This is a genomic window from Streptomyces nitrosporeus (assembly GCF_008704555.1).
GTDB lineage: Bacteria > Actinomycetota > Actinomycetes > Streptomycetales > Streptomycetaceae > Streptomyces > Streptomyces nitrosporeus.
On sequence record NZ_CP023702.1, the window covers coordinates 4,430,751 to 4,456,955 of the forward strand.

A 26,205-nucleotide genomic window follows, 5' to 3' on the forward strand; every position below is an offset into this window, starting at 1 on the left:
CCCCATCTAAGCCATCGCCAGTTTGTATGGCAATGAGGTAAAACCACCGCAGATGGGGACGCCATGCGTGAGATCAACCGAAGGGGTCTGCTCGGAGCCGGACTCGGAGCCGCGGCCGCACTCTCGATCGCCGGCTGCGACTCACTCGGACCGTCGGGCGGGGACGGTCCGGAGGCCGGTCCGGAGAAGAGCCCGAAGGGGGAAAAGGGAACCCAGGGCAACGGGAGCGGCCAGGGGGCTCCCAAGAAGAACGTACGGATCATCGGGGACGGCTCCACATCGGACACCGGTAAACAGCCGAATCAGCCGGCCGCCCCCGTCCCGCTCGAACCCGGGCAGAAGCCGCCCCAGTTCGTGATCTTCTCCTGGGACGGTGCCGGGGAGGTCGGAAACGGCCTCTTCCCCCGGTTCCTGGAGATCGCCCGGGAACACGACGCGAAGATGACCTTCTTCCTCTCCGGTATCTATCTCCTGCCCGAATCCAGGAAATCCCTGTACCGCCCGCCCAACAACCCCCGGGGCGCCTCCGACATCGGCTACCTGACGGACGGGCACGTCAAGGAGACCCTCACCCACGTCGGACGGGCATGGCTCGACGGCCACGAGATCGGCACCCATTTCAACGGGCATTTCTGCGCCGGTTCCGGATCCGTCGCCAACTGGACCCCCGCGCAATGGCAGAGCGAGATCGACCAGGCGGTCTCCTTCGTCACCCAATGGCGCACCAACAGCGGCTGGTCGGATATCGATCCGCTGCCCTTCGACTACCGCAAGGAACTGATCGGCGGCCGTACGCCCTGCCTGCTGGGCCAGGACAATCTCCTGCCCACCGCGAAACAGCTCGGCTGGCGGTACGACGCGAGTTCCCCCGGCGGCCGGCAGGTGTGGCCGGAGAAACGCCGGGGAATCTGGGACCTCCCCCTCCAGGGAGTTCCCTTCCCCGGCCACAGTTTCGAAGTCCTCTCCATGGACTACAACATCCTCGCCAACCAGTCGAAGAATTCCACCAAGGGCGTGCCCGCCCGCTATCCCGGCTGGCGCACCCAGGCCGTCGGCGCGTACCTCGCCGGTTTCGACCGCGCGTACGAGACGAACCGCGCGCCCTTCTACGTCGGCAACCACTTCGAGGAGTGGAACGGCGGCATCTATATGGACGCCGTCGAAGAAGTGATCAAACGCATCGCCGGCAAGCCGGATGTGCGCCTGGTCTCCTTCCGCCAGTTCGTCGACTGGCTCGACGTACAGGATCCGGCGGTACTCGCCAAGCTGCGCACCCTGGAGGTCGGAGAGTCCCCCGCGGGTGGCTGGAACACTTTCTTTAAACAGGCTTGACAAGGGGCTTTACGGGCACCGAGGGGGGTGCGGAAGATCTCCGGAACTGCCATGCGAAACTTTTCACATGAGCTCTGGCCGCGTAACCCGACGCCGCTCCACCCTGCTCGCCGCCACGGCGGTGGCCGGTGCCCTGACCCTGTCCGCGTGCAGTGACGACGGCACCATCACCACCGGGGGCGGCGACACGAACTTCGTCACCGGCAACAGCGGCATCGCGACCGTCCCCAAGGGGGAGCGCACCGCCGCCCCGGAGCTGGTCGGCACCACCCTGGACGACAAGCCGCTGGACGTCGCCGACTACAAGGGCAAGGTCGTCGTCCTGAACGTCTGGGGCTCCTGGTGCGCGCCGTGCCGCGCGGAGGCCCAGCACTTCGCCAAGGTCTCCAAGGAGACCGCGGACCAGGACGTCCAGTTCATCGGCCTGAACACCAGGGACCCCGAGAAGTCCCTGGCGATCAGCTTCGAGGAAGACCACGGCGTCACCTATCCGAGCCTGTACGACCCGAGGGGGAAGCTCATCCTCCGCTTCCCCAAGGGCACCCTGAACCTCCAGACCATCCCCTCGACCGTGGTCCTGGACCGCGACGGGAAGATCGCGGCCCGCAAGCTGGGCGGCCTCGACGCCGAGAAGCTGCACGAGATGATCGACCCGCTGATCGCGGAGAAGTGACCCGTGCTCCAGCTAGCCGCGCGCGGGGGTGAACTGGCCGCGCTCACGGGGGACAACGAGACCGTCCTCAGCGGGGCCCTCCTGATCGCCCTGCCCATCGCCCTGCTCGCCGGGCTCGTCTCCTTCTTCTCGCCGTGCGTCCTGCCCCTCGTGCCCGGCTACCTCAGCTACGTCACCGGGGTCAGCGGCACCGACCTGGCCGACGCCCGGCGCGGACGGATGGTCGCCGGCGCCTCCCTCTTCGTCCTCGGCTTCACCGCGGTCTTCGTCTCCAGCGGCGCGCTGTTCGGCTACTTCGGCCAGAACGTCATGGAGCACAGCGACGTCCTCACCAAGGTCCTGGGCGTGCTGATGATCCTCATGGGGGTCTTCTTCATGGGCCTGATGCCCTGGATGACCCAGCGCGAGTTCCGCATCCACCGGAAACCGGTGACCGGACTGCTCGGCGCGCCCGTGCTCGGCGCGCTCTTCGGGATCGGCTGGACGCCCTGCCTGGGTCCGACCCTCTCCTCGGTCACCGCGCTCGCGATGCAGCAGGGGACCGCGGGACGCGGTGCCGTCCTGTCCGTGGCGTACTGCGTCGGACTGGGGCTCCCCTTCGTCCTGGCCGCGGTCGCCTTCCGTAAGGCACTCGGCGCGTTCGGCTGGGTCAAGCGCCACTACGCATGGGTCATGCGGATCGGCGGCGGCATGATGATCGTGACCGGAATCCTCCTGCTGACGGGCGCCTGGGACACGCTCATCCAGGAGATGCGTGTCTGGTCCGACGGCTTCACTGTGGGGATCTGAGTCTCATGAGCAACCTGAACACGACGGACGAGCGCGAGATCGGCACCGCGGGCGAACAGCTCTCCACCGCCCCGCGCGAGGAGTCCGCCACCACCGTGCCCGCCCTGGGGGTCATCGGCTGGGCCCGCTGGTTCTGGCGGCAGCTCACCTCGATGCGGGTCGCCCTGATCCTGCTCTTCCTGCTGTCGCTCGGCGCCATCCCCGGCTCGCTGATCCCGCAGAACAGCGTGGACGAGATGAAGGTGGAGGCGTTCAAGGGTGACCACACCACCCTCACCCCGCTCTACGAGAAGCTGCAGTTCTTCGACGTCTACAGCTCGGTGTGGTTCTCGGCGATCTACATCCTGCTGTTCATCTCCCTGATCGGCTGCATCGTCCCGCGCACCGGCCAGTTCGTCGGACAGCTCCGCAGCCGCCCCCCGGGCGCGCCGAAGAAGCTGACCCGGCTGCCCGCCTACACCACCTGGCGCACCGAGGCGGAGCCCGAGCAGGTCCGCGAGGCGGCCCTCGCCGTCCTGCGCAAGCGGCGGTTCCGCTCGCACACGGCCGGGGACGCCGTCGCCGCGGAGAAGGGCTACCTCCGCGAGGCCGGCAACCTGCTCTTCCACATCGCGCTGATCGTCATGCTCATCGCCTTCGGCTGGGGGCAGCTCTTCAAGTTCGAGGGCGGCAAGCTGGTCCTCGAAGGCGACGGGTTCTCCAACACCAGGACGCAGTACGACGACTTCAGGCCCGGCACGCTCTTCACCGACGAGGACCTCGTCCCCTTCAGCTTCGGCCTCGACGCGTTCGAGGGCACCTACGAGCGCACCGGCCCGCAGCGCGGCACCCCCCGCACCTTCGAGGCCCATGTCACCTACTCCGAGGGTGTCGACGGGAAGCCGAAGAAGAAGGTCGTCCAGGTCAACAAGCCGCTCGTCGTCGACGGCACCAAGGTCTACCTCAACGCCCACGGCTACGCGCCGGTCGTCTCCGTCAAGGACGGCAGGGGCAAGGAGGTCTACCGGAACGCCGTGCCGCTGCTGCCGCAGGACGACAACATCACCTCCACCGGCGCGATCAAGGTGCTGGACGGCTACCGGGACGCGAACGGCGAGAAGACCCAGCTCGGCTTCCAGGCCTTCTTCGTCCCGACCTTCGCCGGCAACGGCAAGGGCACGATGTTCTCGCAGTTCCCCGCCCTGGACTACCCGGTCCTCGCCCTCAACGGCTTCCACGGCAGCCTCGGTGTCGACTCCGGGCTGCCGCAGAACGTCTACCAGCTCGACCCCTCCAAGATGGAGATGTTCAAGGACGGCAGCGGCAACCAGCTCAAGCAGCGGCTGCGTCCCGGCGAGACCATGACACTGCCCGACGGCGCCGGCTCGATCACCTTCGAGGGCGTCGAGGAATGGGCCAGTTTCCAGATCTCCCGCCAGCCCGCCGCGGGCTGGGCCCTCACCGGTGCGGTCGCCGCCATCGCCGGGCTCGCCGGATCGCTCTTCATCCAGCGCCGCCGCGTGTGGGTCCGGGCCGTGCCCGGCCCGGACGGGGTGACCGTGGTGGAGATGGCCGGGCTCGGCCGCAGCGAGTCCGCGAAGCTCCCCGAGGAGCTGGCCGATCTCGCGGTCGAGCTCCACACCCAGGCGCCCACCGCACCGGAACCCGAGTCCGGGACCGGGACCGAGTCCGACCAACCCTCAGAAGAACCTGCCGAAGGGGCTGAGAAGTGAATCTCGCCGCCGCAACCAACGAGAATCTGGCGACTGTCAGCAACACGCTGATCTATTCGTCGATGGCCGTCTACACCCTGGCCTTCTTCGCGCACATCGCGGAGTGGGTGCTCGGCAGCCGCAGCAAGGTCGGACGTACGGCCGCCGCGCTGAAGGAGGGCTCGGGCACCGCCGGCGGCGCGGCGGTGAAGGTGCGGGCCGCCCGGAAGAACGGCTCGACCGCCGTCCTCGACCGGCCCGAGGTCGTCACCCGGTCCGCCGCCGGCACCCGTGACCTCCCGGACGGCCCCGGAGCGGCGGGCGGCACCTTCAAGGGCGACCTGTGGGGGCGCATCGCGGTCTCGCTGACCGTCCTCGCCTTCGCCGTCGAGGCGGGCGGTGTCATCGCGCGCGCCCTGTCGGTGCGGCGGGCCCCCTGGGGCAACATGTACGAGTTCTCGATCACCTTCTCCACGGTGGCCGTCGGCGCGTACCTCGTCCTGCTGGCACTGAAGAAGAACGTCCGCTGGATCGGCCTGCTGCTGGTGACCACGGTCCTGCTGGACCTCGGCGTCGCCACCACCTGGCTCTACACCGACAGCGACCAGCTGGTGCCCGCTCTGCACTCCTACTGGCTGTGGATCCACGTCTCCACCGCCATCCTCTGCGGCGCCGTCTTCTACCTCGGAGCCGTCGGCACCCTGCTGTACCTCTTCCGCGACTCCTACGAGAACAAGCTGGCGAACGGCGGTACGCCCGGGAAGTTCGCCACCTCCGTCCTGGACCGGCTGCCCGCCGCGAAGACGCTGGACACGTTCGCCTACCGCATCAACGCGGCCGTCTTCCCGCTCTGGACGTTCACGATCATCGCGGGCGCCATCTGGGCCGGTGACGCCTGGGGCCGGTACTGGGGCTGGGACCCCAAGGAGGTCTGGTCCTTCATCACCTGGGTCGCCTACGCCGCCTACCTGCACGCCCGCGCGACGGCCGGCTGGAAGGGCCGCAAGGCCGCCTACCTGGCGCTCATCGCCTTCGGCTGCTGGCTCTTCAACTACTACGGCGTGAACATCTTCGTCAGCGGCAAGCACTCCTACGCCGGGGTCTGACCCGCACGGGTACGCACACGCGCCACGGGGGCGCGACCGCGGAACAGCGGTCGCGCCCCCGTCGCCGTACCCGGGGCCGGGCGGGGCGGTCAGCCGAGCGGTGTGTCCAGGACCGCCTTGCGGTGGCTGAACGTCTCCAGCGAGTACCGGCCGTGGTAGTTGCCCATGCCGCTCTCGCCGACCCCGCCGAACGGCAGGTCGGAGACGGTCAGATGGGCCAGCGGCAGCCCCATGCCCACCCCGCCCGACGACGTCTCCGTCAGCAGGCGCTCCCGTACCTCCGGATCGGTGGTGAACGCGTACAGGGCCAGCGGCTTGTCGCGGTCGTTGATGAAGCCGATGGCCGCGTCGAGGCCGTCGACGGTGAGGACCGGCAGGACCGGGCCGAAGATCTCCTCCGCCATCACCGGGGCGTTCGGGGACACGTCGGCCAGGACGGTCGGCGCGATGTACTTCGTCCCGCGGTCGTGGACGCCGCCCGTCACCGTACGGCCGGAGTCCAGGAGGCGCACCAGCCGGTCGAAGTGACGCTCGTTGACGATCCGGCCGTACTCGGCGGAGGTGGAGGGGTCGGTGCCGAACCGCTCCTCGACCGCCTCGGCGAGCGCCTTCGTCAGGGCGGGCGCGGTCTCCCGGTCGGTGAGGACGTAGTCCGGGGCGACGCACGTCTGCCCGGCGTTCAGGAACTTGCCGGAGACCAGCCGGGAGGCCACCGTCCGCAGATCCGTGCCGCGGTCGACGAAGGCGGGCGACTTGCCGCCCAGCTCCAGCGTCACCGGCGTCAGGTGCTTCGCCGCGGCCGCCATCACGATCCGTCCGACCGTGCCGTTGCCGGTGTAGAAGATGTGGTCGAAGCGTTCGGCGAGCAGAGCGGTGGTCTCCGGTACCGCGCCCTCCACCACGGCGACCGCGTCCGTGTCCAGATAACGCGGCACCAGCCGGGCCACGGCGGCGGAGGTCGCGGGCGCCAGCTCGCTGGGCTTGGCGACCACGGTGTTCCCGGCGGCCAGCGCCCCGGCGACGGGGGCCAGCAGCAACTGCACGGGGTAGTTCCACGGCGCGATGACGAGGACGACACCGAGCGGGTCCTGCACGGTCTGCGCACTCGCCCCGGCGAGGACGGCCGGTACGGGGGCGGGCTCGGGCTCCAGCCACCCCGCGAGGCGCTCCAGGGTGTGGTCGATCTCCCGGACCGTGAAGTCGATCTCGCTCCGGTAGGACTCCCCGCGGCTCTTGCCCAGGTCGGCGTGGAGCGCGTCGGCCAGCTCGTCACCGCTCTCGGTGAGCAGGTCGCGCAGCCGCGTCAGCTGTCCGGTGCGCCAGTCGAGGCTCCTGGTGCGGCCGGTGCGGAAGGTGGCGCGGAGGCGGGCCACCACCTCGGACGGGGACTCGGTGGCGGCGGTCACAGGGCCTCCGTGATCTCGCGCGCCAGCTGCTCGGAGGAGGCGGGGTTCTGGCCGGTGTGCAGGGTGCGGTCGTGCACCGTGTACACGCTCCACGGCTCACCCGCGGAGTACCGGGCGCCCAGCTCGACCAGCCGGTTCTCCAGCAGCCAGGGGGCCTTGCCGGCCAGCCCCGCCTGGGTCTCCTCGACGTTGCTGAAGCCGGTCATCCGGTAACCGGCGAAGGGCCAGGAGCCGTCCGCGCGGCGGGCGGGCAGCAGGGCGGCCGGCCCGTGGCACAGCACCCCCACGTGCGTACCGGCGTCCAGCGCCGCGGTGAGCAGCGCCCCGGACGCCTCGTCCACGGCCAGGTCCTCCATGGGCCCGTGGCCGCCGGGGAGGAAGACCACGTCGTAGGAGGTGGGGACCACGTCCTCCAGCCGGACGGGGATGCGGAGCGTCTCGTCGATCGCCGCGAGGTACGAGGCGACGGCGTCGGCCTGCTCCTGGCCGCCGTTGGATTCGGCGGTCAGGCTCGTGGAGTCCACGGTCGGGGCGACCCCGCCGGGAGTGGCCACGGTGATGTCGAAACCGGCCTGGGAGAAGATCCGGTGCGGGGCGGCGAGTTCCTCGGCCCAGAAGCCGGTGGGGTGCGAGGTGCCGTCGTTGAGGGTCCAGTGATCTGCACCGGTGAGGACGAAGAGTACGGAGGGCATGGGGTGCTCCCTGCGAGACGCGGACTGCGGTGGGCGGTGTCGTCTGCCGTGTCCGGACGGACGGGCCGGTGGAACGCGGGCGGCCGACGGTCCCAGGTTGACCCGTTCCCGGCGGCCGGGGCCGCACCCCGCGCCGTCCGTACTCCGGACGAACCTCCCGCGGCCCCACGCGGACGCACCCCGTGCGCCTACCCAGGCGTGCCGAGGGGATTCAGGAGGAGGCGGGCCCGGCCGCGCCGCCCTGGCCGGCCTCGCCCTCACGCCGCTTGATCTCCTCCTCGCGGCGGCGCAGGTCCGCCTCCCAGTCCTTGAGGAGCGCCTCGTCCTTCTTGTTCTCGTCCTTGAGGGACTTCAGGAAGTCGGGGTTGTCGTCCGGCGCCACCCAGGTGGTGCGGTGGCTGCGGTGCCACTCCGAGGGCGTGCGCCCCCCGGCCGGGGGACGCCGGACCTTGCCCGCGGCGAGCCAGACGATCGGCCCGACGATCCAGAACAGCAGGATGATGAAGACCCAGGCGATCTTCGGCAGGTGCTTGGCCTCGTCCTCCGGGGTGTTCAGGCAGTCGATGAACGCGAAGATCGTCAACGCCAGCGGCAGCAGATAGATCAAAGCCCTGAGCATCGTGGAAACATCCCCCGAGATGAGGTGAGGAGGCGCACGGTCCCGCCCCCGGTGACGGGCCCAGGGTAGCCGGTGGCCGATACTGGACCGCATGGCTTACGACGATCTCCGATCCCTGCTCCGGGCCCTGGAACGCGAGGGCGACCTCAAGCGCGTCAAGGCGGAGGTCGATCCACACCTGGAAGTCGGTGAGATCGTCGACCGGGTGAACAAGGCGGGCGGTCCCGCGCTGCTCTTCGAGAACGTCAAGGGCTCCTCCATGCCGCTGGCGATGAACGTCTTCGGGACGGACCGGCGGCTGCTGAAGGCGCTCGGGCTGAAGTCCTACGCGGACATCGGCGAGAAGATCGGCGGGCTGCTCAAGCCGGAGCTGCCGCAGGGCTTCGTCGGCATCCGCGAGGCGTTCGGGAAGCTGGGTTCGGTGAGCCACCTGCCGCCGAAGAAGGTGAAGTCCGACGACGCGCCCGTCCAGGAGACCGTCCTGACCGGCGACGACGTGGACCTGGAGAAGCTGCCCGCGCTCTTCACCTGGCCTAAGGACGGCGGTTCCTTCTTCAACCTGGGGCTCACCCACACCAAGGACCCCGAGACCGGCATCCGCAACCTCGGGCTCTACCGGCTCCAGCGCCACGACAAGCGCACCATCGGGATGCACTGGCAGATCCACAAGGACAGCCGCAACCACTACCAGGTCGCCGCCAGGCGCGGGGAGCGGCTGCCGGTCGCCATCGCGTTCGGGGCGCCGCCCGCGGTGACGTACGCCTCCACGGCGCCGCTGCCGGGGGACATCGACGAGTACCTCTTCGCCGGGTTCGTCCAGGGCAAGCGCATCGAGATGGTCGACTGCAAGACCGTGCCGCTCCAGGTCCCGGCGCAGGCCGAGGTCGTCCTGGAGGGCTGGCTGGAGCCGGGGCGGATGCTGCCCGAGGGGCCGTTCGGCGACCACACCGGCTTCTACACCCCGCAGGAACCCTTCCCCGCGCTCACCATCGACTGCGTGACCATGCGCAAGCGGCCCCTGCTCCAGTCGATCGTGGTCGGCCGGCCGCCGACCGAGGACGGGCCGCTGGGGCGGGCCACCGAGCGGTTCTTCCTCCCCCTGCTCAAGGTCATCGTCCCGGACATCGTGGACTACCACCTGCCGGAGGCGGGCGGCTTCCACAACTGTGCGATCGTGTCGATCGACAAGAAGTACCCCAAGCACGCCCAGAAGGTGATGAGTGCCATCTGGGGGGCGCACATGATGTCGCTGACCAAGCTGATCGTCGTCGTGGACGCCGACTGCGACGTCCACGACCTCCACGAGGTGGCCTGGCGGGCGCTCGGCAACACCGACTACGCCCGTGACCTCCTGCTCACCGAAGGCCCGGTCGATCACCTCGACCACGCCTCCTACCAGCAGTTCTGGGGCGGGAAGGCCGGGATCGACGCGACGCGGAAGCTGCCGGAGGAGGGGTACACCCGGGACGGGGGCTGGCCGGAGATGGTCGAGTCCGACCCGGGGACGGCGGCGAAGGTCGACCGCCGCTGGAAGGAGTACGGGCTGTGAGCGCCTCAGCTTCGGCCGCCGCGGTGCAGCGGCCGCGCAGCAGGTCCCGGGCGTTTCTGCGGCTGGTGATGATCGAGCACTCGGTCTTCGCGCTGCCCTTCGCCTACATCGCCGCGCTGACGGCGATGTTCCAGGTGGACGAGAACATCCACTGGGGCACGCTCCTGCTGGTGACCGTCGCCATGGTCGGGCTGCGGACGTTCGCGATGGCCGCCAACCGGATCATCGACCGGGAGATCGACGCCCGCAATCCGCGCACCGCGGGCCGCGAGCTGGTCACCGGGGCCGTCTCGGTGAAGGCCGCGTGGACCGGGGCGATCGTCGCGCTCGTCGTCTTCCTGGGTGCCGCGGCCCTGCTGAACCCGCTCTGCCTGGCGCTGGCGCCCGTCGCGGTGGTGCCGATGGTGGTCTACCCGTACGGCAAGCGGTTCACCGACTTCCCGCACGCGATCCTCGGCCTCGCCCAGGCCATGGGGCCGATCGGCGCCTGGCTGGCGGTGACCGGCAGCTGGTCGTGGGACGCGGTGATCCTGGGGCTGGCCGTCGGGATCTGGATCGGCGGCTTCGACCTGATCTTCGCCTGCCAGGACGTGCGGGCGGACCGGGCCCACGGGGTCAAGTCCTTCCCGGCGCGTTTCGGTATCCCGGCGGCCCTGTGGGGGGCGCGGGTCTGCCACGTGGTGACCACCGGGATGCTGGTCTGGTTCGGTCTGGCGACGGGCGCGGAGCTCTTCTACTGGATCGGCATGGCGGTGGTGGCCGTGGCGTTCGTGTACGAGCACCGGGTGGTGCGCCCGCACGACCTGTCCCGGCTGAACAGGGCGTTCTTCTCGGTGAACGGCTTCATCGGGATCGCCCTGTTCGCCTGTGCGCTGCTCGACCTGGTGGTGCGCGGCCTCACACCGTGAGGTGGCCGCCGGGCCGCGGGCGGGGCGGGCGGCGGAGGACGAACGCCGCCAGCACCCCGCCCAGCAGGCCGAAGAGGTGGCCCTGCCAGCTGATCCCGGAATCGGTCGGCAGTACACCCCACAGCAGGGAGCCGTAGACCGCGGCGACGACCAGGCCCACCACGGCGTCGAGCGGGCGGCGGTCGACGAAGCCGCGGACCAGCAGATAGCCGAAGAGGCCGAAGACCACGCCGGACGCGCCGAGTGTGACGGTGTGGTCCGGGGCGGTGAGCCACACGCCGAGTCCGCTCGTCAGGATGACCACCAGGACCACGGCGGCGAACCTGCGGACCGAGGCGAGCGCGGCTATGAAGCCCAGGACCAGCAGCGGGACGCTGTTGGAGGCGACGTGCTCCCAGTCGGCGTGCAGGAAGGCGGCAGGGACGACGTCGAGCAGTTCGGCCGGCTCGCGCGGGGAGACGCCGTGGGTGTCCAGGGCGTGGCCGGTCATGGTGTCGACGGCTTCGAGCAGCCACAGCAGGGCCACCCAGATGAGCATCACCGCGCCGGCCGTGGTGGCCCGCGCGGCGGCGCCGGTGCGTGCGGTGGTCATGATCACCCCCTGTCGAGGTGGGTTCCCTCGTCCGTTGCAACGCACAAGGGCCCTGGCTGGGTTCCTGCGGGGCGGTCCCGGATAGGCTCGGCGGTGTGGAATCCGGGACTTCAGTGAGTCGGCAGCAGCGCAGGCCTTGGATTGTCGGGGTCTCGGGCGCTTCGGGTACCCCGTTCGCGGCTTCCGTCCTGCGCGGTCTGCTGGCCGCGGGGGAGGACGTCGATCTGGTCGTCAGCCGGGCCTCGCGGCTGACCCTGCTGGACGAGACGGGCATCGCCTTCCGGGACGCGCACCGGCGCGAGGACCTGGGGGCGTGGCTGGCGCGGGGCGCCGACGGCAAGCCGGACACCTTCGCCGTCCGGGACGCGGAGCTGGACCGGGTGCGGCACTGGGCGGCCGGCGACCTGGCGGCGGGGCCGTCCTCGGGGTCGTACCCGGCGAAGGGGATGCTGATCGTCCCGGCGTCCACGGCCTGTGTGGCCGGGGTGGCGCTGGGGCTCTCCAAGGACCTGCTGCAACGGGCGGCGAGTGTGACGCTCAAGGAGCGGCGGACGCTGGTGGTCGCCGTACGGGAGACACCGCTCAGCGGGGCCACGCTGAAGCAGATGGTGGCGCTGGACGAGGCGGGCGCGGTGGTGCTGCCCGCCTCACCGGCGTTCTACGCGGGCGCGACGCACATCCAGGACCTGGTGGACTTCGTCGCGGGGCGGGTGCTGGACGCGGCGGATGTGCCGCACCGGCTGTACCGCCGCTGGGAGGGGGAGCTCGGGGCCGGCGCCCGGGAGAGTTCCCCGGGCGCCCCCTAGAGGAGGTGTCAGCGCTTCTTCGCGCGGGACCGCGAGGTGCGGGCGCGCTCGGCGGGGCGGGCGGCGGCCGGCTGGTGGGCACGCGAGCGGTTGGCCAGGTCCTGCAGCTCCCGCATCCGGGCGTAGGCCATCTCGATCGTGTACACGGTGTCGTTCACTCCTGAAGATTCGAAAGCGTTTTTCAACTGGCTGGGCAGATTTGCAGGGTCTGAACCCTGTTACGCCTTAGATTCTACATGTAAACTCGCGGGACTGCTGAGTAATGGAAGGTTTCAGTCATATGGACGCGGTGGACAGGCAGCTCATCCAGGCACTCAGGGAGAACGGCAGGGCCTCGTACGCCGAGCTGGGGCGGCTCGTCGGGCTCTCCGGACCCAGCGTCACCGACCGCATCAACCGGCTGGAAACCGCCGGTGTCATCACCGGCTACCGCGCGACCGTGGACGCGGCCTCGCTGGGCCTCGGTGTCACCGCGCTCATCGGCATCTCGCTCTCCGACGCCGCCGACCACGAGGACGTCGCCCACCGGCTGAAGGACCTCGCCGAGATCGAGGACTGCTGGTTCATCGCCGGCGACGACTCCTTCATGCTCAAGGTCCGGGTCGGTGACGTGGACGGGCTGGAGCGGACCATCCGCAGGCTCAGCGGCACGCGAGGGGTCTCCCGGACCCGTACGACGGTCGTGCTCTCCACCAAATGGGAGAACAGGGTCGGGGAGCTCCCCGAGGAGTCCTGACCGCGGGCGGCGGGCGTGGTGCTTTCGTCCGGAAGGCGGGGGAGTACGGTGGGCTGCCGGAACATGTCGTACGGAGATAGGGGAGGCGCCCTAGTGGACGCGGGACTCAAGCGCGAGCTGGAGGAGAAGGTCCGGGCGGGCGAGCGGCTCACCCGCGAGGACGGGATCGCGCTCTACGAGTCCGACGACCTGGCGTGGCTCGGCGGACTGGCCCACGAGGTGCGGACGCGGAAGAACGGCGACGTCGTCCACTTCAACGTCAACCGCCACCTCAACATGACGAACGTGTGCACCGCGTCCTGCGCCTACTGCTCGTTCCAGCGCAAGCCGGGCGAGAAGGACGCGTACACGATGCGCATCGAGGAGGCCGTCCGCCTCGCCAAGGCGATGGAGGGCGAGAACCTCACCGAGCTGCACATCGTCAACGGGCTGCACCCCACCCTCCCGTGGCGTTATTACCCGCGCTCGCTCAGCGCGCTGAAGGAAGCCCTGCCGGACGTGGCGCTCAAGGCGTTCACGGCGACGGAGATCCACCACTTCGAGACGATCTCGGGGCTGTCGGCCTCGGAGATCCTCGACGAGCTGATCGAGGCCGGTCTGGAGTCGCTGACCGGTGGCGGCGCGGAGATCTTCGACTGGGAGGTCCGGCAGCACATCGTCGACCACGACACCCACTGGGAGGACTGGTCGCGCATCCACCGCCTCGCCCACGAGAAGGGGCTCAAGACCCCGGCGACGATGCTGTACGGGCACATCGAGGAGCCCCGCCACCGCGTCGACCACGTGCTGCGGCTGCGGGAGATGCAGGACGAGACCGGCGGTTTCCAGGTCTTCATCCCGCTCCGCTACCAGCACGACTTCGTGGACATGAAGGACGGCAAGGTCCGCAACACCCTCCAGGCCCGCACGTCGATGGCGACCGGCGCGGAGGCGCTGAAGACCTTCGCGGTCTCCCGGCTGCTCTTCGACAACGTCCCGCACGTCAAGGTGTTCTGGGTGATGCACGGCGTGCAGACCGCGCAGCTCGCGCTCCAGCACGGCGCCGACGACATGGACGGCTCGGTCGTCGAGTACAAGATCACGCATGACGCGGACGACTACGGCACGCCGAACAAGCTCGGCCGCGAGGACCTGCTGGAACTCATCCGGGACGCCGGTTTCCGCCCGGTGGAGCGCAACACCCGGTACGAGATCCTGCGCGAGTACCCGGGTCCGGACCCGGAGCGGCGCGAGTCCCCGCAGCCGATGCGGGTCTGACGCCCGGCCGTCCCCTGGAGCCCGAAGGGTCCCGTCCGGAACGTTCCGGACGGGACCCTTCCACGTACCGGACGGCGTTTGTCGCTCCCTGTGGTAATGGTTAACCTTCGGCCATGGCTCTTACGTTTGAAGTGGATCCCGTGTTCGACCGTGCCCTGCGGGACGGCGTCACCGCGCTCTGGGCCGATGTCAGCAACGCGGGCGGGGCCGTCGGGTTCGTGCCGCCGGTGACCGAGGAGGACATCCGGCCCGAACTGGCCGGCCACCTCGTGGCGATGGCCGAGGGGCGTACCCGGCCGGTCGTCGGCCGCGACGGGGACGGGTCCGTCGCCGCCACCGCCTTCCTCACCCGCAACACCCACCGGCTGATGCGGCACTGGATCGGGGTGTACACGGTGATGGTCCACCCCCGGCACCAGGGCAAGGGGTACGGCCGCGAGCTGATGGCCGCCGTGGCCGGGGCGGCCCGCTCCGTCGAGGGCATCGACGCCGTCCGGCTCACCTGCCGGGGCGGGACCGGCGCCGACCGCTTCTACGCCTCCTGCGGATACAAGGAGGTCGGCCGGGTCCCGGGCGCCATCCGGGTCGCCGAGGACGACTACCGCGACGACATCATCATGTGGCTGCCGCTCTTCCGGTGACCGGGGCTTCCGGGGGCAGGGCTTTCCGGGGGCCGGATCTTCCGGGGGCCGGGCTTTCCGGCGGCGGGGGCTCCCGGTGGCAGGGGCTTTCGTCCGGTGCCAGGGCCTTTTGGGGGCCGGGCCGAGGGGCGGGCGACGGCTTCGGGGCGGCCCGGAGGACCGGCGGAATTCGGGGCATGCTTCACTGGTCGGGCGGAAAACCATCCCGCACGACCGCAGAGACGTCGGACGAGAGAGAAGGCCAGCCGTGTCCGCTGCCAAGCCGAGCGCAACGATCCGCTACACCGCGTTGCGCCTCCTGATCTTCGTCGGGTGCTTCTTCGTCGCCGGCGTGGCGGTCCACTTCGGACTGCTGCCCTCCGGGGTCGGCGGCTCCAACGCCGTCTGGGTCATCCTCCTCGGCCTGCTGCTCTCGGCCCCGCTCAGCTACATCCTGCTGCGCAAGCAGCGTGACGAGATGTCCGAGCAGATCGTCTCCACGGTCGACCGCACCAAGGCCAGGCTCGACGCGAACCGCACCCGCGAGGACAGCGTCACCCCGTAAGGCCCCACCGGTCCCACGGCCCGGCAGGGCCGGTGCCGCGTAACCTTTCTCACAGTCCATGCCCCTACGGGCCCGCCCCGGTACCCGAGCAGTGCGCTCCGGTGCCGGGGTTCCGCGTTTCCCGGGGTGGTCCCGGCCGCTTCGGTGATCAGTAGTCCCCAAGCGGACCTTTGAGATCCTCAAAGTACAGGTGTTAACGTATGCGGCATGACCACCGCAGTGCGCCCCCGCCATGCCATGAGCGTCCCGCTCGTGGCGCGCCTGCACGTGGATCTCTGCCGCTGTATGTCCGCGGTCTGTTGCCGCAACGTCTGAACCGGCATCATGCAGCGGCGTCGCCTTCAGCGCGGGCGCCGCACCCCCGTCCCCCTCGACCGCACGTCCGTACGTCTGTCCTCGTACGTCCCGATGCGTCTCAACTGGAGTGTGTCCGTGTCCGCGAACTCCGCGTCCCCCACGACCGACGCCGACGAGCCGTCCGGCTCCGGCCGCCGCATACCCGGTGTCCCCTTCTGGGCCCAGATCGTCATCGGTCTGCTCCTCGGTGTCCTGCTCGGCTGGCTCGCCCGCAGCCAGGACATCGACTGGCTGTACACCACGCTGGACCAGGTCGGCCACATCTTCGTCCAGCTGCTGAAGCTGGCCGTCGCCCCGCTCGTCTTCTTCGCGATCCTGGTCTCGATCACCAATCTGCGGAAGGTCAACAACGCCGCCCGGCTGGCCACCCGCACCCTGCTCTGGTTCATGATCACTTCGCTGATCGCGGTGGCCATCGGTCTGGCCATCGGCCTGGTGACCAACCCGGGTTCCGGCACGGGCCTCACCCCCAAGGACGGCGCCAAGCCCGAGAACGCCGGTTCCTGGCTCGACTTCCTGACCGGCATCATCCCCACCGACGTGATCACGCCGTTCACCGAGCTGAACGTCCTGCAGATCGTCTTCATGGCCGCCGTCGCCGGTATCGCCGCGCTCCAGCTGGGTGAGAAGGCCAAGCCGATCCTCGCCCTCAGCGAGTCGGTCCTGGAGCTCCTCCAGAAGGCCCTGTGGTGGGTCATCCGCCTCGCGCCGCTGGGCACCGTCGGCCTCATCGGCTACGCGATCGCCGACTACGGCTGGGACCTGATCGGCAAGTACGCGACGTTCACCGCCGACGTCTACATCGGCTGCGCGCTGGTGCTGTTCGGCGTCTACCCGCTGCTCCTCGCCACGGTCGCCAAGGTCAACCCGGTCCAGTTCTTCAAGGGCGCCTGGCCCGCGATCCAGCTGGCGTTCGTCTCCCGCTCCTCGGTCGGCACCATGCCGGTCACCCAGAAGGTCACCGAGCGCCTCGGTGTCCCGAAGGAGTACACCAGCTTCGCCGTGCCGTTCGGCGCCACCACCAAGATGGACGGCTGCGCCGCGATCTACCCGGCGCTGGCGGCGATCTTCATCGCGCAGATCTTCGACGTCCAGCTGGGCATCGGTGACTACCTGCTGATCGCGTTCGTCTCGGTCGTCGGCTCGGCCGCGACCGCCGGGCTGACCGGTGCCACGGTCATGCTGACGCTGACCCTGTCGACGCTGGGGCTGCCGCTGGAGGGCGTGGGCCTGCTGCTCGCCATCGACCCGATCCTGGACATGATCCGCACCGCCACCAACGTGGCCGGCCAGGCGCTGGTCCCGGTGATCGTCGCGGCCCGCGAGAAGATCCTCGACCACGACGCCTACAACTCGGCGTCCTCCTCCCCGGTGGACGACGTCACCGTGTCGGATGCCGAGCGGAAGGTGAACGTGCCCGTCGCGGTGTGATCCCTTCGGTACGTCGGCGAGGCGCCCCCGGACACCGGTCCGGGGGCGCCTTCCGTGTGTCCGGGGCGCGGGTCAGGGGTGGTGCCGGAAGACGACCTCCGGGTTGTCCGGGACGGGGCCGTCGAGGAGGGGCCGCGGCCGGCCCTTCAGGTGCAGGTCCAGGAAGGCGGCGACGTAGCCGCGGGTGATCCCGGTGGAGCGTGCGGCGGGGAGCGGGGCCGCGGGGTCCACCGGCAGGCCCAGCTGCCCGGCGAGGACGGGCAGGTCCGTGAAGGTGAAGTGGCCCGAGCCCTCGACGGTCAGCCAGCGCTTCCAGCCGTCCAGCCGGGACCAGCCCGTGTCCCAGGAATCGTCGGGCCCGCCGGGGTGGTGGAGGCTCTCGGTACCGAGCATCAGGAGCGGGCGGCCGTCGAGGCCCCGGCCGGGGACCGGGTCGAAGAAGGTGCCGTCCATGTCGATCCCGGCGTCGACGCGCCGGTCGGCCCGCATGGTGGAGACCGCGGCGTTCCCGCCGATGGAGTGGCCGGCCGCGGCGATCCGGCCGGTGTCGATCATCCCCGCGTGCCGCCAGGCGGGATGCCGGCCGGTCAGCCGGTCGAGTACGAAGGAGAGGTCGGCCGCGCGTCCGGTGGAGACGCTGCCCAGCAGCTCCCGCTCGGCCTCCTCCGTGGGGGCCGCCTCGACCCGGTCGCAGGCCGAGCAGGTGAGCACCCGCCCGCCGGGGAAGGAGGTGCCGCTCGACTCGTAGGCGTGGTCGACGCTCACCACGACGTATCCGCGGCCGGCCAGGTCCTCGGCGAGGGAGGTCAGGGTGGCGCGCGGTGTGCCGAAGCCGGGGGAGAGCAGCACCAGTGGGAACCGGCCCCGGGCCGGCCGGGCGCCGGAGCGGGCGTGTGTGCGGGTGGAGCTGACGGTGGTGGCGGGGACGACGCCGTCCAGGGCGCGTTGCGCCAGCATCAGCCGTGCTTCCTCGGTGCTCATGTACGGGGCGGTGCCGCCCGCCCCGCCGGAGCGGGCCGGGTAGTGCACCGACGCCATGAGCTCGCGGGCTCCGGCCGTGGGGACCCACGGGTCGGTGCGGCTGTGGTCGGTGAGGTGCAGCACCTCGGTGCCGATGGAGTAGGGGCCGGCCGGGAGGGGGAGTCCGAGGGACGGCGAGGCGGTGCGTCCGGACATGGTCGTGGGGACGGGGGCCGCCGGGGCGGGGGCGGCCGCGAGCGTGGACAGCAGGGCGGTCGCGGCGAGGGCCAGGGCGGCGGCCGTGCGGCCACGGGATCTGATCGGCATGGCTTCGACGGTAGGCGGGCAGGGCCGGGGGGACGTCGTGCCGCCGGTTGATCTCCGGCTACGACCGTGGTCCGACCGTTCGATACCACAGGGGGAGACGGGTACCGGCCATCGCGGCCGGGACGCCGCTGTGTACGCCGGGGGCCTGTTCCGCGCCGTACTCTTACCGAGGAGTACGGCAGCGGGGCGGGAGGAAGTCCGACGTGAGTGCAGTGAAGAGCAAACGCATGCCACGCGCCGTGCGGGAGCAGCAGATGATGGACGCGGCGGTGCGGACCTTCGGACAGCGCGGCTACCGGGCCGCCTCGATGGACGAGATCGCGGAACTGGCCGGGGTCTCCAAGCCGTTGGTCTACCTGTACCTGAACTCCAAGGAGGACCTCTTCACCGCCTGTATCCGCCGTGAGTCGGAATCCCTGATGGCGGCCGTGCAGGCGGGTGTGGAGCCGGGGCTGCCCGCCGACCGGCAACTGTGGGACGGGCTCCAGGCGTTCTTCACGCACACCGCCCGCAACCCGGACGGCTGGGCGGTGCTGCACCAGCAGGCGCGCGCGCAGGGGGAGCCGTTCGTCGGTGAGGTCGCGGTGCTCCGGGAGGAGATCGTTGCGTTCGTGACGGGTCTGATCGGGGCCGCGGCGCGTGAGGCGCACAGCGATCCCGCGCTGCCCGACCGGGACGTCGCCGGGCTCGCGCAGGCGCTCGTCGGGGCCGCGGAGGCGCTCGCCGGGTGGGCGAACGTCACCCCGGGGGTCTCGGCCAGGGAGGCGGCGACCACCCTGATGAACTTCTCCTGGGCCGGACTGGAGAACCTGATGCACGGGCGTGGCTGGCAGCCCCGGGGCGACTGACGGGGCGAGGGCGGTGGCCCCGGGGCCGGGCCGATGGGGCCGGGCGGGCCGCCGGATCCGGGGCGAGGAGGCCGGTACAGGCGGGTGAGCAGGCCGGCGCCGATGGGGCCGGGCCCGCCTGGTCCGTCTTGCCTGGCCCGTCTTGCCCGGTCTGGGCCCGCCTGGTCCGTCCCGCCTGGTCCGTCCCGCCTGGTCCGGCCCCCGCCGTCAGCCCTCCCGGAGGAGGGTGCCGGTGAGGTGGACGCGGCTGCCGGCGCGTACCTGGAAGTCCGGGCCGTCCGCGGCGTAGGCGACCGTGGCCGGCAGCAGGACCGGGGCCCTGAACTCCGCGCGCACCGCCCGGACCGGGGCCGGTCCCCCGGACGGCGTCCCGCTTCCCGCCGTGCCGGGCGCCGTTCCGCTCTCCGCCTGCGCGAGGCACCGGGCGACCGTCCACATGCCGTGGGCGATGTGCCGGGGGAAGCCGAACAGCCGGGCCGTCAGCGGGTGGAGGTGGATCGGGTTGCGGTCGCCGGAGACCGCGCCGTACCGTCGCCCGAGGTCACCGGGCAGCCGCCACTCGGTGACGGCGGGCAGGTCCCGCGGCGCGTCCGGGGCGGGGGGAGGGGGCGGGGCGTCCGTGGCGTGACGGGAGAGATAGCCGCTGCGCGACTCCCAGACCAGTTCGTCAGCCAGCCGTGCCTCGGTGACCACCGTGACCTCGGTGCCCCGCCGGTGGGGCGTCAACCGCTCCGCGTACACGGTGAGTCCGAGCGGTTCCGCCGCTCCGGTGGGCCGGTGGCGGCTGATCTCGATCCAGGTGTGCACGAGCCCCAGGACCGGCAGCGGGAAGGCCCGCGCCGTCATCAGCCGCATGGCGAGCGGGAAGCCCAGCACATGCGGGTAGGTGAGCGGCAGGGTGTCCGTGCGGGTGAAGCCGCAGAGGGTGCGGTACGCGCTGAGCGGGCCCGGCGCCGCGGGCGCCGGAGCGAGGACCGCCCGGCCGGCGGGCAGGGTGGCACCGGGGCGCCCCGCCCGTTTGAAGGGGGAGGTGACGGCGCCGCGCAGCATCGAGGTTCCCAGGCCGCTCATGGCTCAGGCCCCCAGCAGGCTCTGGCCGCAGACCCGGACGACCTGGCCGTTGACGGCGGTGGACGCGGGCTGGGCGAACCAGGCGGTGGTCTCCGCGACGTCGATGGGAAGGCCGCCCTGGGAAAGGGAGTTCATCCGGCGCCCCGCCTCCCGGATGAGCAGCGGCACGGCGGCCGTCATCTTCGTCTCGATGAAGCCGGGCGCGACCGCGTTGACGGTGACACCGTGGCCGGCGGCGGCGCGCGGTGCCAGGGAGCGGACCAGGCCGATGACACCGGCCTTGCTGGCCGCGTAGTTGGTCTGGCCGTTGTTGCCGGCGATACCGGCGATGGAGGCGGTGGCCACGATCCGTCCGCCGCGGTTCACCGTGCCCGCCTCCAGCAGGGCGTCCGTCGTCCGCAGCACGCTGTCCAGGTTGACCTCGATGACCTGGGCCCAGCGCTCGGCCGGCATGTTGGCGAGGCGGCGGTCCCGGGTGATACCGGCGTTGTGGACCAGCACGTCCAGGCCGCCCGGGACCGCCGCCGCGATCCGCTCGGCCGCGTCGGGCGCGGTGATGTCCAGCGGCAGCGCGGTGGCACCGAGCCGGTCGGCGGTGCGGCCGAGTTCCTCCCCGGCCTGCGGGACGTCCAGGCAGATCACCTGGGCGCCGTCCCTGGCCAGCACCGAGGCGACGGCCGCGCCGATGCCCCGGGCCGCACCGGTGACCAGCGCGGTGCGCCCGGTCAGCGGTGCCACCCAGTCGGCGACCGGATCGGGTGCGGCGCCGGTGAGTTCGACGACCTGGCCGCTGACATACGCGGAGCGGGGCGACAGCAGGAAGCGCAGGGTGGACTCGGCGGGGGCCGCGGACCCGGGGGCGAGCCGCACCAGCTGCGCGGTGGCCCCCCGGCCGATCTCCTTGCCGAGCGAGCGTACGAACCCCTCCAGCGCCTGCTGGGCCGCCGCCTGGTGGTGGTCCTCCGGGGACGGGTGCGTGCCGAGGACGACGATCCGGCCGCCGGTGACCAGTGAGCGTACGACGGGGTGCAGGGCCGCGTGGAGGCCGCCGAGGCCGGCGGCCGTGGTGATTCCCGTCGCATCCACGACGATGCCGGCCGGGCGGTCCGCCCGGCGGACGACCTCCAGCCCGGTCGCCGCGAGCACCGGAGCGAGGGTGTCCCCGAGGAGCGACCCACCGGCGGTGAGGTGCAGCAACGGGCCGTCGAGCGAGGGCGTCGCCAGCGACCAGCGGCGCAGCCCGACCGGTTGCGGCAGGCCGAGCCGGCGGGTCAGGAAGCGTCCAGGGGCTGTGCCGGTCAGGTGCAGATAGCGGTCGGCCATTGTCCAGACTCCTGCTCGGTCGTAGATTTACTCCGGAGTAATATTACTCAAGGGTCAGGAGCTGGTCGAGATGAGTTGGTCGAGATGATTCCCCTCGCGCTTCCCGCACCGCGCCGGGTCGCCGTCATCGGCGGGAGCCGCATCCCGTTCGCCCGTGCCGACGGCCCGTACGCCGAGGCGTCCAACCAGCAGATGCTGACCGCCGCGCTGGACGGCCTGGCCGAGCGCTTCGGCCTGCGGGGGCAGCGGGTCGGAGAGTTCGTCGCGGGCGCCGTACTGAAGCACAGCCGGGACTTCAACCTCGCCCGGGAGACGGTGCTGGGCTCCGTCCTCGACCCGCGCACCCCGGCGTACGACATCCAGCAGGCCTGCGGCACCGGCCTCCAGGCCGTGATCGCCGCCGCGAACAAGATCGCCCTCGGGGCGGTGGACTCCGCGGTCGCGGGCGGCGCGGACACCGCCAGCGACGCGCCGCTCGGTGTCAACGACCGGCTGCGCAGGATCCTGCTGGAGGCGCGCCGCGCCCCGTCGGCCGCGGCCCGGATCAAGGCCCTGGCCGCCGTACGCCCCCGTCATCTGGTGCCCGACATCCCGCGCAACGCCGAACCCCGCACCGGGCTCTCGATGGGCGAGCACGCGGCCGTCACCGCCCGGAAGTGGGGTGTCACCCGCGCGGACCAGGACCTGCTGGCGGCCACCAGCCATCAGCGGCTCGCCGCCGCGTACGAGCGGGGCTTCCTGGACGACCTGGTCGTCCCCTACCGCGGGCTGGAACGCGACCAGAACCTCCGGCCCGGCTCCACCGCCGGCGCACTCGCCGCCCTGAAACCGGTGTTCGGCACCGGACACCCGGACGCGACCATGACGGCGGGCAACTCGACCCCGCTCACCGACGGGGCGGCGACCGTGCTGCTGGCGAGCGAGGAATGGGCCCGGGAACGCGGCCTGGAACCGCTCGCCTGGCTGTCGCTGTACGAGACCGCCGCCGTGGACCACGTCGGCGGTGAGGACGGCCTGCTGATGGCGCCCGCCCACGCCGTACCGCGGATGCTGGAACGCGCCGGGCTGGGCATCGAGGACTTCGACCTCTTCGAGATCCACGAGGCCTTCGCCTCCCAGGTGCTGGCCACCCTGGCTGCCTGGGAGAAGCAGGGCCTGGCCGCGGTGGACCGGGAGAAACTGAACGTGGCCGGGTCCTCGCTCGCCACCGGGCACCCGTTCGCCGCGACCGGTGCCCGGATCGTGGCGACCCTGGCCAAGCTGCTGGCCGAACGGGACGCGCCGGGGCGCGGCCTGATCTCCATATGCGCGGCCGGCGGCCAGGGGGTGACCGCCGTCCTCGAACGCCCCTGACCACCCGCCGGGAACGCCCGCGCCCCCGCGCGGGTCCTCGGCGCCGCACACGTACGACCCCGCGCACCCAGCAGCCGCACCCGCGCCGGCCCACGGACGGGCCCGGTGCCGGACCCCATGTCGAGGAGCCGCCCGTGTCCATGCCCGCCTCCACCACCGCGCCCGCCGCCGCGCCCTCCGCTCCCGTCCTGGTCGAGCCGGCCAAGGTCAGGGCGGCGGACGGCACCGTTCGGGAGGTGTCCGTCCCGCCCTTCGCACCGGCCGTACGGCGCGGCTCGCTCGCCGAGATCCCGTTCGACAACGCCCGTGAGGCCCCCGCCGAGGCCGTGCTGAGCCGCAAACAGCCCGGCGGCGGCTGGCAGGACGTCACCGCGGCCGCCTTCGCCGACGAGGTCCGGGCCGTGGCCAAGGGCCTGATCGCCGAGGGCCTCCAGGCCGGCGACCGGATCGCGATCATGTCCCGTACGACCTACGAGTGGACCCTGCTCGACTTCGCCGCCTGGGCCGCGGGCCTGGTCACCGTGCCCGTCTACCCGACCTCCTCCGCCTTCCAGACACGCTGGATCCTCCAGGACTCCGGGGCCGTCGCCTGTGCCGTGGAGACGAAGGAGCAGGGGCGGCTGGTCAGCCAGGAGCGCCGGGAGCTGAGCGGACTGCTCCACCTCTGGCAGTTCGACACCGGTGCCATCGGCCGGCTGAAGGCGGCCGGCGAGGACGTCCCCGACGCGGTCGTCGCCGCCCGCCGCGCCACCCTGGAACCGGACAGCCCCGCCACCCTCGTCTACACCTCGGGCACCACGGGCCGCCCCAAGGGGTGCGTCCTGTCCCACGGCAACTTCTTCGCCGAGGTCGACAACGCCATCGAACTCCTCCACCCGGTCTTCAAGTCCGTCTCCAGGGAACCGGCGTCCACCCTGCTCTTCCTGCCCCTCTCCCATGTCTTCGGGCGGATGGTCGCGATCGGCTGCCTCCGCGCCCGGGTCCGGCTCGGGCACGCGCCGTCCATCAGGACCGAGGACCTGCTGGAGGACCTGGCCGGTTTCAAGCCGACCTTCCTGCTGGCCATCCCCTACGTCCTGGAGAAGGTCTACAACACCGGCCGGGCCACCGCCGAGAACATGGGCCGCGCCTCGTCCTTCGACCGCGCCGCCCGCATCGCGCAGCGCTACGGCGAGGCGGTCGAGGCCGCCCAGCACGGCACCGGACCCGGCCCCGGGCTCGGCCTGCGGGCCGCCCGCGCGCTGTACGACCCGCTGGTCTACCGGCGCATCAGGGCCGCCCTGGGCGGACACGTCCGGTACGCGATCTGCGGCGGCTCCCCGCTGGGCCACCGGCTCGCCGCCTTCTACGCGGGCGCCGGCATCCAGATATTCGAGGGGTACGGACTGACGGAGACCACCGCCGCCGCGACCGTCACCCCGCCCCTCAGGCCCCGGCTCGGCACCGTGGGCTGGCCGCTGCCGGGCACCGCCGTACGGATCGCCGACGACGGGGAGGTACTGCTCGGCGGCGGCCAGGTCTTCCGGGGCTACTGGGACTCCGCGCGCGGCGAGGCGGTGTCCGGACCGGACGGCGGCTGGTTCGCCACGGGCGACCTGGGGACGCTGGACGAGGACGGCTACCTGACGATCACCGGCCGCAAGAAGGACATCCTCATCACCTCGGGCGGCAAGAACGTCACCCCCGCACCGCTGGAGGACTGGCTGCGCGCCCACCCGCTGGTCGGCCAGTGCATGGTCGTCGGCGACGGCAAGCCGTTCGTCAGCGCCCTGATCACCCTGGAACCGGACGGCATCGCCCACTGGCGCCGGATGCGGAAGAAGCAGGACCTGCCGCTGCGGGAACTGGCCGAGGACGAGGAGCTGAGGGAGACGCTGCAACGCGCCGTGGACGAGGCCAACCGGCTGGTCTCACGCGCCGAGTCCATCCGCAAGTTCACCGTGCTGACCCGTGACTTCACCGAGGAGAGCGGCCACCTGACACCGTCCCTGAAGCTGAAGCGGGACGCGATCACCCGGGACTTCGCGGCGGAGATCGAGGCCCTGTACCGGAAGTAGGGGCCCGCACGGCACTCCGCACCCACGCGGCACTCCGCACCCGCACGGCACCCCGCACCCACGCGGTACGCCGCACCCACGCGGTACGCGGGCCCATGGCACTTTGGCCCCGTACCGCGGTCCGGCCGCCCCCGGCGCGGTGGCGGCCGGACCGGGGGGTGGCCGGAAACGGATGTGCGCGCGGGGTGCGGTCTCTCCGGTACGGCCCCCGTACGGGCCCGTACGGCATAGCGTGGGCCCGTCACGGCCGGCCATGGAGGTGCCTCGTATGCGGATCGCCACAACGATCTTCCTCACCGATGAGACGATCACACCGGTACGGCTCGCGCGAGAGCTGGAACAGCGGGGTTTCGGCGGACTGTACCTGCCCGAACACACCCACATCCCCGTCAGCCGGGAGAGCCCCTACCCGGGGGGCGGCGACCTCCCGGCGGAGTACGGCCGCACCCTCGACCCGTTCGTGGCCCTGGGCCAGGCGGCGGCGGTCACCGAACGGCTGGTCCTCGGAACCGGCATCACGCTGATCGCCCAGCACGACCCCATCGATCTGGCCAAACAGGCCGCCACCCTCGACCACCTCTCGGGCGGACGCTTCACCCTCGGCGTCGGCTTCGGGTGGAACGCGGAGGAGGCCGCCGACCACGGGGTGCGCTGGGCGACCCGGCGCGCCCTGGGCAGCGACCGGCTGGCGCTGATGCGGGCCCTGTGGGCGGACGAACCGACCGCGTACGACGGCGAGTTCGGTTCCGTACGGGCGAGCCACGCCTACCCCAAGCCGGTCCAGGCGCCCCGCGGCCCGGTGTCCGGCCCGCGCACCCTCATCGGCGGGGCGGCCGGCCCGAAGCTCTTCGCGCAGATCGCCCGGGACGCCGACGGCTGGCTGCCGATCGGCGGAGGCGGCCTGACCGAGGCGCTGCCGAAGCTGCGTACGGTGTGGGAGGAGGCCGGCCGTGACCCGGAACACCTCCAGGTCGTCCCCTACGGGGTCGTGCCCGGTCCCGGGAAGCTGGCGCACTTCGCCGGACTCGGTGTCGAGGAGGTCGTGCTCCAGCTGCCGTCCGCCGGTGAACGGGAGGTGCTGCGGGCCCTGGACGCGTACGCGGCGTACCTCTGAGCGGGGCGCGAGGGTGGCGGGGC

The 26,205-nt window shown here is 71.5% G+C and carries 25 protein-coding genes; 17 read left to right on the forward strand and 8 right to left on the reverse strand.

What is annotated here, in order from left to right:
- Positions 1 to 63: 63 nt before the first annotated feature.
- From CP967_RS19685 to ccsB, 5 genes are all read left to right on the forward strand, one after another.
- Positions 64 to 1,332: a polysaccharide deacetylase family protein gene (locus tag CP967_RS19685; RefSeq protein WP_150489221.1), complete on the forward strand. Its 1,269-nt coding sequence runs from the start codon at positions 64 to 66 to the stop codon at positions 1,330 to 1,332.
- Positions 1,333 to 1,399: 67 nt separating this feature from the next.
- Positions 1,400 to 2,005 carry a TlpA family protein disulfide reductase gene (locus tag CP967_RS19690; protein WP_150489222.1) on the forward strand — a complete coding sequence of 202 codons (606 nt, stop codon included), beginning with the start codon at positions 1,400 to 1,402 and terminating at the stop codon, positions 2,003 to 2,005.
- Between the two features lie 3 nt (positions 2,006 to 2,008).
- Positions 2,009 to 2,794 carry a cytochrome c biogenesis CcdA family protein gene (locus CP967_RS19695; protein ID WP_150489223.1) on the forward strand — a complete coding sequence of 262 codons (786 nt, stop codon included), beginning with the start codon at positions 2,009 to 2,011 and terminating at the stop codon, positions 2,792 to 2,794.
- A gap of 5 nt (positions 2,795 to 2,799) precedes the next feature.
- On the forward strand, positions 2,800 to 4,506 hold the full coding sequence (gene resB / locus CP967_RS19700) for a cytochrome c biogenesis protein ResB (protein ID WP_150489224.1): 1,707 nt from the start codon (positions 2,800 to 2,802) through the stop codon (positions 4,504 to 4,506).
- Positions 4,503 to 5,591 (forward strand): c-type cytochrome biogenesis protein CcsB, encoded by a 1,089-nt coding sequence (gene ccsB / locus CP967_RS19705; RefSeq protein ID WP_150489225.1) that lies wholly within the window; start codon positions 4,503 to 4,505, stop codon positions 5,589 to 5,591. Before resB ends, ccsB begins: the two co-directional genes overlap by 4 nt.
- A gap of 89 nt (positions 5,592 to 5,680) precedes the next feature.
- Here ccsB and CP967_RS19710 read toward each other — a convergent pair whose 3' ends face one another.
- From CP967_RS19710 to CP967_RS19720, 3 genes are all read right to left on the reverse strand, one after another.
- Positions 5,681 to 6,997 (reverse strand): aldehyde dehydrogenase family protein, encoded by a 1,317-nt coding sequence (locus CP967_RS19710; RefSeq protein ID WP_150489226.1) that lies wholly within the window; start codon positions 6,995 to 6,997, stop codon positions 5,681 to 5,683.
- Positions 6,994 to 7,689 (reverse strand): type 1 glutamine amidotransferase domain-containing protein, encoded by a 696-nt coding sequence (locus CP967_RS19715; RefSeq protein ID WP_150489227.1) that lies wholly within the window; start codon positions 7,687 to 7,689, stop codon positions 6,994 to 6,996. The genes CP967_RS19710 and CP967_RS19715 overlap by 4 nt, the downstream gene beginning before the upstream one ends.
- A 211-nt stretch (positions 7,690 to 7,900) precedes the next feature.
- A complete protein-coding gene (locus CP967_RS19720) occupies positions 7,901 to 8,308 on the reverse strand; it encodes a PLD nuclease N-terminal domain-containing protein (protein WP_150489228.1) in 408 nt (135 codons plus the stop codon).
- Positions 8,309 to 8,399: 91 nt separating this feature from the next.
- Between CP967_RS19720 and CP967_RS19725 the strand changes: the two genes are divergently transcribed.
- Entirely contained in the window at positions 8,400 to 9,857 is a 1,458-nt protein-coding gene (locus tag CP967_RS19725) for a menaquinone biosynthesis decarboxylase (RefSeq protein ID WP_150489229.1), read from the forward strand.
- Complete coding sequence (gene mqnP / locus CP967_RS19730) at positions 9,854 to 10,765, forward strand: menaquinone biosynthesis prenyltransferase MqnP (protein WP_150489230.1); 912 nt, start codon at positions 9,854 to 9,856, stop codon at positions 10,763 to 10,765. The genes CP967_RS19725 and mqnP overlap by 4 nt, the downstream gene beginning before the upstream one ends.
- Here mqnP and CP967_RS19735 read toward each other — a convergent pair.
- Complete coding sequence (locus CP967_RS19735) at positions 10,755 to 11,357, reverse strand: rhomboid family intramembrane serine protease (RefSeq protein ID WP_150489231.1); 603 nt, start codon at positions 11,355 to 11,357, stop codon at positions 10,755 to 10,757. The genes mqnP and CP967_RS19735 overlap by 11 nt on opposite strands.
- 113 nt (positions 11,358 to 11,470) lie before the next feature.
- On the opposite strand from CP967_RS19735, the gene CP967_RS19740 reads away from it, so the two are divergent.
- Complete coding sequence (locus CP967_RS19740; protein WP_150489232.1) at positions 11,471 to 12,163, forward strand: UbiX family flavin prenyltransferase; 693 nt, start codon at positions 11,471 to 11,473, stop codon at positions 12,161 to 12,163.
- An 8-nt stretch (positions 12,164 to 12,171) separates the two neighbouring features.
- Here CP967_RS19740 and CP967_RS34090 read toward each other — a convergent pair whose 3' ends face one another.
- Complete coding sequence (locus CP967_RS34090) at positions 12,172 to 12,321, reverse strand: hypothetical protein (protein WP_167535284.1); 150 nt, start codon at positions 12,319 to 12,321, stop codon at positions 12,172 to 12,174.
- Positions 12,322 to 12,443: 122 nt separating this feature from the next.
- Here CP967_RS34090 and CP967_RS19745 point away from each other — a divergent pair, with 122 nt between their 5' ends.
- The 5 genes from CP967_RS19745 to CP967_RS19765 all read left to right on the forward strand — a co-directional run bounded on the left by CP967_RS19745 (position 12,444) and on the right by CP967_RS19765 (position 17,129).
- Positions 12,444 to 12,899: an Lrp/AsnC family transcriptional regulator gene (locus CP967_RS19745; RefSeq protein WP_150489233.1), complete on the forward strand. Its 456-nt coding sequence runs from the start codon at positions 12,444 to 12,446 to the stop codon at positions 12,897 to 12,899.
- A 93-nt stretch (positions 12,900 to 12,992) separates the two neighbouring features.
- The gene (mqnE, locus tag CP967_RS19750; RefSeq protein WP_150489234.1) at positions 12,993 to 14,156 is read left to right on the forward strand and encodes an aminofutalosine synthase MqnE; all 1,164 of its coding nucleotides are present in this window, start codon (positions 12,993 to 12,995) and stop codon (positions 14,154 to 14,156) included.
- Between the two features lie 113 nt (positions 14,157 to 14,269).
- Entirely contained in the window at positions 14,270 to 14,797 is a 528-nt protein-coding gene (locus CP967_RS19755; RefSeq protein WP_190175096.1) for a GNAT family N-acetyltransferase, read from the forward strand.
- A gap of 247 nt (positions 14,798 to 15,044) precedes the next feature.
- Complete coding sequence (locus CP967_RS19760; RefSeq protein ID WP_150489235.1) at positions 15,045 to 15,341, forward strand: DUF4229 domain-containing protein; 297 nt, start codon at positions 15,045 to 15,047, stop codon at positions 15,339 to 15,341.
- Between the two features lie 432 nt (positions 15,342 to 15,773).
- Positions 15,774 to 17,129, forward strand: coding sequence for a dicarboxylate/amino acid:cation symporter (locus tag CP967_RS19765; protein ID WP_150489236.1), 1,356 nt, complete (start codon positions 15,774 to 15,776; stop codon positions 17,127 to 17,129).
- A gap of 72 nt (positions 17,130 to 17,201) precedes the next feature.
- Here the strand turns inward: CP967_RS19765 and CP967_RS19770 are convergent, their stop codons facing one another.
- Complete coding sequence (locus CP967_RS19770; RefSeq protein ID WP_150489237.1) at positions 17,202 to 18,416, reverse strand: alpha/beta hydrolase family protein; 1,215 nt, start codon at positions 18,414 to 18,416, stop codon at positions 17,202 to 17,204.
- Positions 18,417 to 18,643: 227 nt separating this feature from the next.
- On the opposite strand from CP967_RS19770, the gene CP967_RS19775 reads away from it, so the two are divergent.
- Complete coding sequence (locus tag CP967_RS19775) at positions 18,644 to 19,264, forward strand: TetR/AcrR family transcriptional regulator (protein ID WP_150491952.1); 621 nt, start codon at positions 18,644 to 18,646, stop codon at positions 19,262 to 19,264.
- A 207-nt stretch (positions 19,265 to 19,471) separates the two neighbouring features.
- Here CP967_RS19775 and CP967_RS19780 read toward each other — a convergent pair whose 3' ends face one another.
- Both CP967_RS19780 and CP967_RS19785 read right to left on the reverse strand, forming a co-directional pair.
- Positions 19,472 to 20,335 carry a MaoC family dehydratase gene (locus tag CP967_RS19780; protein ID WP_150489238.1) on the reverse strand — a complete coding sequence of 288 codons (864 nt, stop codon included), beginning with the start codon at positions 20,333 to 20,335 and terminating at the stop codon, positions 19,472 to 19,474.
- Between the two features lie 3 nt (positions 20,336 to 20,338).
- On the reverse strand, positions 20,339 to 21,658 hold the full coding sequence (locus tag CP967_RS19785; RefSeq protein WP_150489239.1) for a 3-oxoacyl-ACP reductase: 1,320 nt from the start codon (positions 21,656 to 21,658) through the stop codon (positions 20,339 to 20,341).
- An 84-nt stretch (positions 21,659 to 21,742) separates the two neighbouring features.
- Between CP967_RS19785 and CP967_RS19790 the strand changes: the two genes are divergently transcribed.
- From CP967_RS19790 to CP967_RS19800, 3 genes are all read left to right on the forward strand, one after another.
- Positions 21,743 to 23,011, forward strand: a complete 1,269-nt coding sequence (locus tag CP967_RS19790; RefSeq protein ID WP_190175095.1) for an acetyl-CoA C-acetyltransferase — start codon at positions 21,743 to 21,745, stop codon at positions 23,009 to 23,011.
- A 140-nt stretch (positions 23,012 to 23,151) separates the two neighbouring features.
- Positions 23,152 to 25,068, forward strand: a complete 1,917-nt coding sequence (locus CP967_RS19795) for an AMP-dependent synthetase/ligase (protein WP_150491953.1) — start codon at positions 23,152 to 23,154, stop codon at positions 25,066 to 25,068.
- Positions 25,069 to 25,336: 268 nt separating this feature from the next.
- Positions 25,337 to 26,182 carry an LLM class F420-dependent oxidoreductase gene (locus CP967_RS19800; protein WP_150489241.1) on the forward strand — a complete coding sequence of 282 codons (846 nt, stop codon included), beginning with the start codon at positions 25,337 to 25,339 and terminating at the stop codon, positions 26,180 to 26,182.
- Positions 26,183 to 26,205 lie beyond the last annotated feature (23 nt).